This is a genomic window from Streptomyces sp. WAC05292 (assembly GCF_003949955.1).
Lineage (GTDB): Bacteria > Actinomycetota > Actinomycetes > Streptomycetales > Streptomycetaceae > Streptomyces > Streptomyces globosus.
The window spans coordinates 1-11,799 of the sequence record NZ_RPSE01000180.1 but is presented as its reverse complement, the minus strand read 5'-3'; the positions used below and the strand labels follow the sequence as shown (position 1 = coordinate 11,799).

The following is an 11,799-nucleotide window of genomic DNA, read 5'->3' as shown; positions in this document are numbered from 1 at the left end:
GCTGCGGACTTCGGGGCGCGGGCCGGGGGGACCGCCGCCAGCGCGAGGCCGGCGCCCAGGGCGGCCACCGCACCGCAGACGACCCAGTGCAGCGGGGCCGAGATGCCGTAGAGGAGGCCGCCGACGGCCGGGCCGAGCGCGCCTCCGAGGGTGTGGGCGATGCCCTCGGCGCCCTGGTAGCGGCCGCGCAGGTGCGCGGGGGAGAACTCGGCCGGGTAGGCGTTGGCGATCGGCGTGTACACCGTCTCGGCGACCGTCCAGACGACGACGGTCAGCGCGAGCAGCCACACCGCCTGCACCGCGCCCGTCAGGGCCATGCCGAGGCCGAGCAGGAGCAGGCCGGCGGCGATCACCCGTCGGGGCGTGCGGCGCTCGGTGTGCCGGGTGAGCGGCAGCTCGATCAGCACGCAGAGCAGGGCGTTCAGGCCGAGCAGCAGGCCGTAGACCTTGTTGTCGAAGCCCGCGTCGGTGACGTGCAGCGGCAGGGTCGCGGTGGACTGCCCGTAGACGAAGGTCGCGGCGACCATCGACCCCAGGAACAGCAGGTACGGGCGGTCGGCGAAGACCGCCCGGTAGCCGCCGCGCCCGCCCTCCGCCGCCGCCTCCGCGGGGTCCTGCGCCGGCGGGCGGCCGCCCGGCAGGGTGCACAGGGCGAGCACGCCGAAGGCCAGGGAGAACAGGGCGTCACCGAGGAAGACGTACGTGTAGGAGGCGCCGCTGAGCAGGCCGCCGACCAGCGGCCCGACGGCCATGCCGACGTTGATGGCGAGGCGCAGGACGGCGAAGGCCGTCACCCGCTGCTCCTCCGGGACCACGTCGACGAGCAGGGCGCCCGCCGCGGGCCGGTACAGCTGGGCGAAGACGCCGACGACGCCGACCAGTGCGGTGGTGGTGAGCAGCCCGTCGGCGAGCGGCACGAGGGCGGTGGCGGCGCTGCTGCCGAACATCGACACCGCGATGGCGGTGCGGCGGCCGAACCGGTCGGCGACGCTCCCGCCGATCGCGTTGCCGACGAAGGCGCCGACACCGACCACGCCGAGGGCAACGCCGGCCTGGAACGCGGAGAACCCGCGGGAGACCAGGAACAGCACCAGGAATACGTTGAGGAAATTCCCGAATTTGATGAGGAACATTCCGGAGAAGATGACCCAGGCACTGCCGGGCAGATTCCGCAGTCGACGGCGCAAGGGTTCCTCGCCGGCCATGGGGGGCTCCTTCCCAAACGGGGGATGAGGTGGTGTCCGCCATGGAACCCGCCGGTCAGGGCGGGGAGAAGAGGTTTTGGCTGGCATGAAGCGGGCTGGCACATTCGTGCCCGCGGCCGCCGGGAGCCGCACCGGGCCGGCCGCCCCGCCGACCGGGCCGGTGCGTTTTTCGTGCCGGGCATTCTTGTGCCACCCTCCGGGCATTTCCCGGGCGGAATTCCTCCGGCAGTGTTCCGGCCATGACCGAACACAAGCTTCTCGTCGTCGGCGGACGGATACAGACGCTGCGCAAGGCGGCGGCACTCGGCATCCGCTTCGTGCTGATCCAGCACAAGGACCAGTTCGTGCCCGAGGCCGCCCGCCTCGCGGAGGCCGTGATCATCGCCGACTACACGGACTGGGAGACCACCCGCCCGCTGGTCGAGGCAGCGCACCGGGCGTACGGGTTCACCCGCGTCGTCTCCATCACCGAGCCCGGCCTGGTGCCCGCGGCCCGCATCAGCGACCACCTCGGACTCGGCGGCACCTCCGAGGAGGTCGCCGAACTGCTGCGGGACAAGCACGCGATGCGCCGCCACCTGGCCGCATCCGACTCCCCCGGGGTCCGCGCCCTGTCCGTGGCCGCGGCGGAGGTCGACGGGCCGGAGGCGCTGGCCGCGTTCGGCGCCGAGCACGGGTACCCGTTCGTGCTGAAGCCCGCCGACGCCACCGCCAGCCTGGGCGTCGTACGGATCGACGGACCCGCCGAGGCGGCCGGCGCCTGGGCCGGGGTGGAGGCGCTGCGCGCCCGTACCGACCTGCAGTGGGGGTCGTTCTTCACCATCGGCCCCTTCATCGCCGAGCAGTACATCCCGGGGCCGGAGTACAGCGTGGAGACGTTCTCCTTCGCCGGGCGGCACGTCGTCCTCGCCGTGACGGAGAAGCTGACCGGCGACGGGTTCGTCGAGCTGGGCCACGCCCTGCCGGCCCGGCTGGCGCCGGCCGACGAGCAGCGCATCGAGGAAGCCGTCGTCCGCTTCCTGGACGCGATCGGCCTCGCCGACGGGGCCGCCCACACCGAGCTGCGGCTGGCCCCCGCGGGCCCGCAGATCATCGAGAGCCACAACCGGATGGGCGGCGACCGGATCTTCGACCTGCTGGACACCGCCTACGGCATCGACCTGGAGGAGTGGATCGTCGCCTGGCAGTTCCGCCTGGTCCCGGCGCTCACCGCCCGCCCGGCCGCCCGCTGCGCGGCCGCCACCCGCTTCCTGTCGGCGGAGCCCGGGAGGGTCACCGCGGTCCACGGCGCCGACCGGGCCCGCGCCCTCGACACCACCATCGACGTCGAGGTCGCCGTACGGCCCGGCGACACCGTGGGCGCGCTGCGCGGCAACTGGGACCGGGTCGGGCAGGTGCTGGCCTCTGGTCCGGACACCGCGGCGGCCGTCGCCGCGGCCGAGCGGCTCACCGCGGACGTCACCATCGAGACCGCCGGGGCCGCCGCCGGCGCCGTGCGCGAGGGGGCGGCGGCGTGAAGATCCTGCTGATCATGCGGAACACGTACGCGTGGCACCGCGAGCACATCGAGACGCTGGAGCGGATGGGCCTGGAGGTCCACCTCGCCACCACGGTCGCGCAGGCGGCCGACGACGGCCGGTTCGCCGGCGTCGTCCCGATCCCGCGGGAGCTGGAGGGCGCCGCGCTCGCCGAGCACTGCGCGGCTGCCGCCCGCCGCCTCGGCATCGCCTCCGCGATCACCTTCTACGACAGCGACATCGCCGTCACCTCCCGCGTCAACGAGCTGCTCGGCCACCGCTGGCCGCGCCCCGAGGCGGACGCGATCTCCCGCGACAAGCGGCTCCAGCGCACCTTCCTCGCCGCTCACGGCCTGCCCGCACCGCGGTTCGCGGCCGTCGACGGCGTCGAGGCGGGCCTGGCCGCCGCCGAGGACTTCACGTACCCGTTCATCGTCAAGCCCAGCGCGCTCGCCGCCAGCATCGGCGTCAGCCTGGTCCGCGACCGCGGCGAGCTGGAGCGGGCTTTGGCCGACGTGGCCCGGCTCGCCGAGGAGTGGGGCGGCTACTTCCCCAGCGACGGGCCGGAGATCGCGCTGCTGGAGGAGTTCCTGCCCGGCAAGGAGGTCACCCTCGACGGGGTGGTCCTGGACGGGCGCTTCCACCTCGTGGGCGTCACCAACAAGATGCAGATGCCCGGCCCGTACTTCGAGGAGGACTTCTACACCCTCCCCTTCCGCACCCCGCAGGAGGAGCCGGAGCTGGTCGCGGCCGCCGAGGGCATCACCGCCGCCCTCGGGGTGCGGCACTGCCTCTTCAACGCCGAGTTCCGGCAGGACTCCGAGGGCCGCTACCGGGTCGTCGAGTTCGCCACCCGCATGAGCGGCGGGCAGAACTACCGCAACCTTCGGGAGGTCCACGGCATCGACCCGGTCCGCCTGTACGCGAAGGCCGTGCTCGCCGGCGACGACGCGGACGCCTCGGCCTCCCTCCTGGACGGGGAGGTGCCGCGCGCCGCGGTCCCGCGCGCGGCGGCCTGCATCAAGTTCGCCTACCGGACCGGGACTTTGGTCCGCAACAACGCGGGCGACGCCGCGCACTCCCCGCACTTCCGCTCCTACATCCCCGCCTCGCGGCCCGGCGACCGGCTGCGTCGTGCCCCGGAGGGCTGGTACGAGATCGCCGGCTCGCTGGCGGTGGCCGCGCCCTACCGCGGCCCCGCCGACATCGACCGGGTGGAGCGGCTCGCCGCCGAGCTGGACGAGCGGCTCGACGTGGTCGTCGTCCCCGCCCGGGCCGCCGCCGCGGCCTGGGAGAGCGACGAGGAAGCCACCACCTGGACGTTCACCCTGCGCCCCGACACGGTGTTCTCCAACGGCGAGCCCGTCACCGCCCACAGCTTCGTCCGCGGCTGGTCGCGGGCGCTGGACCCGGCGGCGGCCACGGAGACCGCCTACCACCTGGCGGGCGTGCGCTCCTTCACCGCCGCCGACGACACCACCCTCGTCGTCGAGCTGTCCGCGCCCGACACAGAGTTCGACCTGAAGACGCTCCAGCCGGTCTTCAGCCCCGTCCCGGAGTGCGCGGGCCCCGCACTCGACCCCGCCTACAACGACATGCCGATCGGGAACGGCCCGTTCAGGATGGCCGGCCCCTGGGAGCACCACCGGGCGATCCGCCTCGTCCGCAACGACCGCTGGAACCTCGGCCCGCTCCCCGAGGTCCGCGAAGTGCACATCGACGTCCTCGACCCGGTCACCGGACTCGACGACGAGTACGCCCGCTTCCTCGACGGCACCTACGACTACGCCCGCATCCCGCCCGCCCGCACCGCCGAAGCCGCCGCCCTCGACGGCTTCACCGAGCAGGAGGGCGCCGGGCTGTTCTACCTGATCCCGTTCTGCCACCGGGCGCCGATGGACTCCCTCGACGCCCGCCGGGCCCTGTCGGCCGCCATCGACCGGCAGGGGCTCGTCGACCGGCACTTCCACGGCCGGCGCACCCCCGCCCACTCGCTGCTCTCCCCCTGGTTCGGCAAGGCCCACACCCCGCGCGCCGCCGACGCCGACGCCGACGCCGACGCCGACTGGACGGCATACGCCCCGGACCGGGCGCGCGCCGCCGCGCTGCGCGCCGGGCTCGGGCCGGGCAGCCGCGTGCAGTTCGCGTACAACACCGGCGCCGGGCACGACGCGTGGGTCGCCGACCTCGCGCGCGGCCTGGAGGAGGTGCTGGGCTGGCGCGTCGAGCTGCTGCGCACCGACGCCCGCGGGCTCGTCGACCACCGCACCTCGATCGGCGCGGCCGGCTTCTGCCGCGCCGGCTGGGCCTGCGACTACCCCACCCCCGACAACGTGCTCTACCCGCTGCTGCACTCCTCCTGCACGGCGCCCGACGCGGCCGGCACCGCCCACGGCGACAACGAGGGCCGGTACGCGAACCCCGAGTTCGACGCCCTCGTGGCCCGCGCCCGCGGCTGCGCCGACCCCGCCGGGCGGGCCGGCTTCTGGCGCCGCGCGGAGGCCCTCGCGATGGCGGACCTGGCGCTCGTGCCGCTCTGGTACCGCACCGACCAGCGGGTCTACGCCGCCGAGCGGATCACGGGCCTGCACATCGACTTCGACGGCAATCCGACCCTCACCACTGTCAAGGCAAGGAAGACCACGCGATGAGCGCACCGACGCACCCGACCGCACCGGCAGACGCCGCCTCCGCCGTGCAGGCGGCCGCAGGGCAGGCCGCAGCGGGGCAGCCGCTCCCCGTCCACGACGTCCTCGGCATCGGCTTCGGGCCCGCGAACCTGGCCCTGGCCATCGCCCTGGAGGAACGCGGCTCCCCGCTCACCGCACGGTTCCTGGAGGCCAGGCCCAGCCCCGAATGGCAGCCCGGCATGCTCCTGGACGGCTCAGACATCCAGAACCACCCCAGCCGCGACCTGGTGACCCTGCGCAACCCGCGCAGCCGCTACTCCTTCCTGAACTACCTGCACGAGCACGGCCGGCTGCTGCGCCACCTCAACCTGCCCGCCGAGTTCCCCCTCCGCAAGGAGTACGCCGGCTACATCCGCTGGGCGGCAGGGTTCTTCGCCCACCTCGTCCACTGCAACCAGCGCGCCGCGCACGTCGAGATCGTGCAGGAGCAGGGCGAGCGCGTCTACGCCGTCACCACCGTGTCCGGCGACCGCCACCTGGGCCGCACCCTCGTCATGGCGCCCGGCCGCACCCCGTACGTCCCCGCCCCCTACGACAGTCTGCGCACACCGCGGATCTTCCACCTGACCCGGTATCTGCCGAAGCTCGCCGAGCTGACCGCCGGCGGGCGGGAGCCGGAGTCCGTCGCCGTCATCGGAGGCAGCCAGAGCGCCGTCGAGCTGGCCCTGGACCTCTCGCGCCGCTTTCCCCGGACCCGGGTGACGACGTACACCCGCTCGCACACCCTGAAGCTGAAGGACACCAGCCCCTTCAGCGAGGAGGGCTACTTCCCCGAGTTCACGGACTACTACTTCCGGGCGCCCCGCGAGGCCAAGAAGGCCCTCGACGCGTACATGCACGGCACCAACTACTCCTCCTCCGACGGCGACGTGCTGCGCGAGCTGTACATGGCCATCTACGAGCAGGAACTCGACGGGGAGCAGCGGACGTTCGTCCGCGGCAACCACGAGGCCACCGGCGTGTCCACCGCCCCCGACGGCCGGATCGCCCTGGAGTTCCTGGAGCGCACCACCGGCGCGCGGACCACCGACACCGTCGACTTCGCCGTCCTCGCCACCGGCTTCCGCAACATGGGCCCCGGCCCGCACGAGGAGCTGTGCCCGCCGCTGATGGCCCCGCTCGCCCCGCTCTTCGCCACCGAGCCGGACGGCCGCCTTCAGGTCGCCGCCGACTACGCCCTGGAGCCGGTCTCCGACGGCGTCCCGCCGCTCTTCCTCAACGGGCTGTGCGAGTCCAGCCACGGCATCGGCGACGCCGGCTCCTTCAGCCTGCTGTCGCTGCGCGCCGCGGCCCTCGCCGACGCCCTGACCGCCCGCCTGTCCGCCGCGGCCGCCCCCGGCCGCGACGCCGTCCTCGCCGCCGCCTGACCGGAAAGGGTCCTTGTCCCCCATGACCGCCACCATCGACGCCCCGGCCGGGCGCCTCTACGGCGAGCCCCGCGTCACCGGCCCCCTGCCCGGCCCGCGCAGCGCCGAACTCCTGGACCGGCAGGCCGGCCGCGAGTCCAACTCCCGCTCCTACCCGCGCAAGCTGCCCATGGCGATCCGCCGCGCCCAGGGCTCGTACGTCGAGGACCTCGACGGGAACGTCTTCCTCGACTTCCTCAGCGGCGCCGGCGTCCTCTCCCTGGGCCACAACCACCCCGAGCCGCTCGCCGCCGCCCACCGCCAGCTCGACGAGTTCGTCCACGGCCTGGACTTCCCGACCCCGGTCAAGGACGAGTTCACCGAGCTGACCATCGGGATGCTGCCCGAGCCGATGCGCGAGCGCACCCGCATCCACTTCTGCGGGCCGACCGGCGCCAACGCCGTCGAGGCCGCGCTGAAGCTGTGCAAGACCGCCACCGGCCGCGACGAGGTCGTCACCTTCCAGGGCGGCTTCCACGGCGCCACCCTCGCCGCGCTCAGCGTGACCGGCCTGGTCGAGCAGAAGGAGCCCGTCCGCGGCCGCATGCCGGGCGTGCACTTCTTCCCGTACTCCCACTGCCACGACTGCCCGCTCGGCCTCACCCGGGACACGTGCAAGGTCAACTGCGCGGCCTTCCTGGAGAAGGCGCTCACCGACTCCAACGGCGGCCTGACCCCGCCCGCGGCCGTCCTGATGGAGCTCGTCCAGGGCGAGGGCGGGGTGATCCCGGCGGAGGTCGAGTTCGTCCAGCGGATCCGCGAGGTCACCCGGCGCCTGGGGATCCCGCTCATCGTCGACGAGGTGCAGAGCGGCTGCGGCCGCACCGGCACCTGGTTCGCGTTCGAGCAGTACGGCATCGAACCGGACGTGGTGTGCGCCTCCAAGGCGCTGTCCGGGATCGGACTGCCCGCCTCCGTGATCCTCTACGACGAGAAGCTCGACGTGTGGAAGCCCGGCGCGCACTCGGGCACCTTCCGCGGCAACCAGCCCGCCTTCGCCGCGGGCGCCGCCACCCTGAAGGTGGTGCGGCGCGAGCGCGTCCTGGAGAACGTCAGGGCCCGCGCCGACCAGCTGATGGTCCACCTCCAGGGGCTGCGCGAGCTCGGCCCGTGGGTCGCGGACGTACGCGGCCTCGGCCTGATGGCCGGCGTCGAGCTGACCGACCCCGCCACCGGGCGGCCCGCGTCCGAACTGGCCCGCCGCGTCCAGTGGGAGGCCGTCAGCCGCGGGCTGATCCTCGAACTCGGCGGCCGGGACGACTGCGTCGTGCGCATGCTGCCCCCGCTGAACTGCACCGCCGAGGAGATCGACCACGCCGGCCGGATCGTCCGCGCGGCGCTCGCCGCAGCCCTGGACGGGCTCGCCGCGGCGGCGGAGGCCGCGTGATGGCCGCCGCCCGCGACACCGCCGTCCAGGACCTCGTCGTCGCCGGGTTCGGGCCCTCCGGGATCGCGCTCGCCGCAGCCGTCGAGGACCACGACGACGCGGCCGGCGGCCCGCCGCTCGCCGCCCGCTACCTGGAGAAGGCCGCCGACTCCGCCTGGCAGCCCAACCTCGTCCTGCCCGGCACCGACATCCAGCACCACTTCCTGCGCGACTTCGCCACCCCGCGCGACGCCCGCTCCCGCTTCACCTTCCCCCACTACCTGCAGCAGAGCGGCCGCTTCTACCCGTTCACGCTGATGGGCGGCTACGTCAGCCGGCTGGAGTGGTCGGACTACGTCCAGTGGGCCGCCCGGCAGGTCCGCGGCACCGTCGAGTACCACCGCGAAGTCCTCGGCATCGAGCCCGTCACCGGGCCCGACGGCCGCGTCCGCACCGCCCGCGTCACCTCGCGCGACCCCCGCGACGGCTCCCTGCACACCGTGGAGGGCCGCAACGTCGCCCTCGCCACCGGCCACGAGCCGTACGTACCCGAGCTGCTCCGCCCGCACCTGGGCGAACGGGTCTTCCACGCCTCGCGGCTGCTGCCGGCCCTCGCCGCGCTCTCCGGGACCCCGCTGCGCAGCATCGCCGTGATCGGCGCCGGCCAGACCGCCGGCGAGATCGTCCTGCACCTGGCCGCGCAGCACCCCGACGCGGAGATCCACTCCCTCGTCCGGCACGCCGGCTTCCGGATGTACGAGCTCGGCCACTTCAGCAACGAGGTCTACTTCCCCGACGAGACCGACTACTTCTACGGACTCGAAGGCGAGCAGCGCGAGCAGGCCCTGGAGCAGGCCCGCGCCACCAACTACGCGGCCGTCGACCCGGACGTCTCCACCGCCCTCTACCAGGCCGCCTACCAGGACCGGTTCACCGGCCGGAACCGGCTGCACATGCACCGGCGCACCGAGGTGGCCTCCGTCGGGCAGGAGGACGGCGGCCGGGTGCGGCTCGCCACCGAGGAGGTCTTCACCGGCGAGCGGGGCGTGGTCACCGCCGACGCCGTGGTCGTCTGCACCGGCTACCGCGAGCCCGTCCTGCCCCGGCAGCTCGCCGCGTTCCTCCCGTACCTGCGGCTCGACCCGCAGGGCCGCCCCGAGGTCACCCGCGCCCACCGGGCCGAGACCACCGGCGACTGCGAGGTCGGGATCTACCTCGACGGGCTCACCGAGTGGCGGCACGGCATCGGCAGCGCCACCTCCTTCAGCCAGATGGCCGCCAAGGCCGACACCGTCCACCGCGACCTGCGGGCCCGCCTCAGCCGGCCCGCCGCGCCCGTCGCCGCCTGATTGGAACCCGTACGCGATGCACATCTTCACCGCCCACGAGGACGACATGGTCTTCGAGGAGCAGTACAACGTCAGCGGCCGGCGGATCTTCCCTTGGCCGGAGGCCGTGGAGGAGCCGGGCTGGGGCGGCGCCTGGGTCGACGTGGCGCCCGGCGCCACCTCCACCGCGCACCTGCACGACGAGAACGAGATGTTCTTCGTCACCGAGGGCAGCGGGCTCATGCGGATCGGCTCGGAGACCCGCCGCGTGCGGGCCGGGGAGACCGTCTTCATCACGCCCGGCCTGGACCACGACCTCACCAACGACGGCGCGGAGCGGCTCCGCTTCCTCACCATCTGGTGGGGCGGCTCCGAGGCCGTCGCCCGCGAACGCGCCCGGTGGGCCGCCGAGTTCGGCATCGCGGACCCCGGCGCGGACGGCGCCCCCGGTGCGGACGGCCGGGGCGCGGCATGAGCCCCGTCGTGCACGCCCACGCCGACGCCGTCGTCGTCGGCGGCGGGGTCATCGGCGCGGCCATCGCCCACCGGCTGGCCCTCGCCGGCCTCGGCCGGATCGTCCTGTGCGACCAGGGCCGGGTCAGCGCCCAGGGAGCCACCTCCCGCTCCGGCGGGCTCCTGCGGCTGCACCACACCTCCGTCGCCGACACCCGCCTCGCCGCCCGCAGCCTGCCCGTCTTCGAGCAGTGGGCGGACGTCATCGGCGGCGACTGCGGCTACCGCCGCACCGGCTTCGTGATGATCGTCGGCGAAGGCCACGCCGACGGCCTGCGGCAGAACGCGGCCGCCGCGAGCGACGCGGCCGGCTACCGGCGCACCGAGGTCGTCGACGCCGCCGAACTGAAGGCCCTCTACCCGGGTCTGCGCACCGAGGGCGTCGGGCTCGCCGCGTACGAGCCGGAGGGCGGCTACGCGGACCCCCTCGCCGCCACCGCCTCGCTGCTGGGCGCCGCCTACCGGCTCGGGGTGTCCCCCTCCGAGGGCATCCGCGCGGTGAAGGTCCTGGAGCGCGCCGGCACCGTCACGGGCGTCCTGACCTCCATCGGCCGGATCGACTCCCCGCTGGTGGTCCTGGCGGGCGGGGCGTGGGGCTCGGCGCCCGCCGAGTACCTCGGCATCCACATCCCCGTCACCGCCCGCCGCATCGGCCTCGCGCAGGCCGAACTGCCCGGCGCCGGACGGCGCGGCGCGGCGGCCTCCGTGCCGACGTGCATCGACGACACCACCGGCAGCTACTTCCGGCCCGACGGCCTGGACCGCTTCTACTTCGGCGTGCCCAGCAAGCCCGACACCGAGCTCGGCCGGGACGTCGAACCGCTCACCGAGGCCGAGCTGGAGGCCGCGATCGCCGCCGTCGCCCACCGGGTCCCCGCCGCTGCCGCCGCCCCGCTCGCCGGCACCCGCTCCGGCCTGGACGGCTACACCCCGGACAAGCGGCCCGTCGTCGGCGCGGCCGGCCCCGACGGCCTCTACCTGGCGCTCGGCTTCAGCGGGGGCGGCTTCAAGCTCGCGCCCGCCGTCGCCGAACTCGCCGCCCTGGAGATCGCCGAGGGCGGGGCCGTGCCCGGCAAGGCCGTGCAGGAGCTGCTGGAGCCGTACCGGCCGCAGCGGTTCCTCGCCGGCAACCCGATCCGCCCGGAGGCCCCGTATGACCACATGTGACACCACCCCGGACACCGGAGCTCCCGGCGCGGCCGGAGCGGCCGCGGCGCGGCGGCCGCTGCGGGAGGTGCTCCGCGAGGACGTCGCGACCGTCCTCGACAAGGACCCCGCCGCCCGCTCCCGCGCGGAAGTGCTCCTCTACCCGCACATCCACGCCCTGTGGACGTACCGGATCGCCCACCGGCTGTGGCGCGGCGGCCACCGCGTCACCGCCCGCGCCCTGTCGCTCCTCGCCCGCGCCGTGTCCGGGATCGAGATCCACCCGGGGGCGCGGATCGGGCGCCGCTTCTTCATCGACCACGGCACCGCCGTCGTCATCGGCGAGACCGTCCGCATCGGCGACGACGTGATGCTGTACCACCAGGTCACGCTGGGCTCCGTCGGCTGGTGGAAGGACCTGCGCCGACCCTCCGGGTCGCGCCGCCACCCCGTCGTCGGCGACCGCGTCGTCATCGGCACCGGCGCCAGCGTGCTGGGCCCCGTCACCGTCGGCGCGGACTCCCGGATCGGCGCCCACTCGGTCGTCCTGGACGACCTGCCGCCGCGCAGCCGCGTCGTCGCCGCCGCCTCCGCCGCCCTGCCGCCCCTCGACACGGCGGCCCCCGCC

At 74.5% G+C, this 11,799-nt stretch carries 9 protein-coding genes; 8 read left to right on the top strand and 1 reads right to left on the bottom strand.

Annotated elements, in window-relative coordinates:
* Positions 1 to 1,205, bottom strand: a 1,205-nt coding sequence (locus EF903_RS19180) for an MFS transporter (protein ID WP_185902726.1), incomplete at its 3' end; no start/stop codon positions are given.
* A 239-nt stretch (positions 1,206 to 1,444) separates the two neighbouring features.
* On the opposite strand from EF903_RS19180, the gene EF903_RS19175 reads away from it, so the two are divergent.
* The 8 genes from EF903_RS19175 to epsC form a co-directional block, all read left to right on the top strand.
* Entirely contained in the window at positions 1,445 to 2,722 is a 1,278-nt protein-coding gene (locus tag EF903_RS19175) for an ATP-grasp domain-containing protein (RefSeq protein ID WP_125544801.1), read from the top strand.
* Complete coding sequence (locus EF903_RS19170; RefSeq protein WP_125544799.1) at positions 2,719 to 5,373, top strand: ABC transporter substrate-binding protein; 2,655 nt, start codon at positions 2,719 to 2,721, stop codon at positions 5,371 to 5,373. The genes EF903_RS19175 and EF903_RS19170 overlap by 4 nt, the downstream gene beginning before the upstream one ends.
* The gene (locus EF903_RS19165; protein WP_125544797.1) at positions 5,370 to 6,779 is read left to right on the top strand and encodes a SidA/IucD/PvdA family monooxygenase; all 1,410 of its coding nucleotides are present in this window, start codon (positions 5,370 to 5,372) and stop codon (positions 6,777 to 6,779) included. The genes EF903_RS19170 and EF903_RS19165 overlap by 4 nt, the downstream gene beginning before the upstream one ends.
* A 22-nt stretch (positions 6,780 to 6,801) precedes the next feature.
* A complete protein-coding gene (locus tag EF903_RS19160; RefSeq protein ID WP_125544795.1) occupies positions 6,802 to 8,205 on the top strand; it encodes a diaminobutyrate--2-oxoglutarate transaminase family protein in 1,404 nt (467 codons plus the stop codon).
* Entirely contained in the window at positions 8,205 to 9,533 is a 1,329-nt protein-coding gene (locus EF903_RS19155; protein WP_125544793.1) for a SidA/IucD/PvdA family monooxygenase, read from the top strand. Before EF903_RS19160 ends, EF903_RS19155 begins: the two co-directional genes overlap by 1 nt.
* Positions 9,534 to 9,549: 16 nt before the next feature.
* The gene (locus EF903_RS19150) at positions 9,550 to 9,987 is read left to right on the top strand and encodes a cupin domain-containing protein (RefSeq protein ID WP_125544791.1); all 438 of its coding nucleotides are present in this window, start codon (positions 9,550 to 9,552) and stop codon (positions 9,985 to 9,987) included.
* On the top strand, positions 9,984 to 11,192 hold the full coding sequence (locus tag EF903_RS19145) for an FAD-binding oxidoreductase (protein WP_125544789.1): 1,209 nt from the start codon (positions 9,984 to 9,986) through the stop codon (positions 11,190 to 11,192). The genes EF903_RS19150 and EF903_RS19145 overlap by 4 nt, the downstream gene beginning before the upstream one ends.
* A partial coding sequence (epsC, locus tag EF903_RS19140) for a serine O-acetyltransferase EpsC (RefSeq protein ID WP_148142538.1) occupies positions 11,179 to 11,799 on the top strand: 621 nt, incomplete at its 3' end. The genes EF903_RS19145 and epsC, both read left to right, overlap by 14 nt.